1 protein-coding gene is annotated in these 267 nt (G+C 53.6%); it reads right to left on the minus strand.

The features are described 5' to 3' along the window. The coding region (locus tag C693_RS24210) for a DNA-binding protein (protein WP_241762650.1) at positions 1–90 on the minus strand (90 nt) is incomplete at its 3' end. Positions 91–267 lie beyond the last annotated feature (177 nt).

The raw sequence follows: 267 nt of genomic DNA on the forward strand, positions 1-267 counted from the left end.
CACGGCGTCGACCGAAGGATGCTTTCCCTGCGCCAACAGACTGTCCCGCGCCTTCTGGACCTCGGTCTTGTACAAGCCGCCACGTGCCATACCAGTCCCCGATAGATTTCGTAATGTATTACATACCATGTAATTACATACCAATCAACAACGAAAATGCTAGAGAGAGGCGCCATTTCTAAGGCGGGATAATGTTAGATTATCCCGCGTGAGCGAAGCGCCAGCGGTATCTTGGCTCCGCTGACGTGTACTGCAGCCGTCGACGAG

This window comes from Dyella ginsengisoli LA-4 (assembly GCF_000334915.1).
GTDB classification, from domain to species: Bacteria; Pseudomonadota; Gammaproteobacteria; order Xanthomonadales; family Rhodanobacteraceae; genus Dyella_A; species Dyella_A ginsengisoli_A.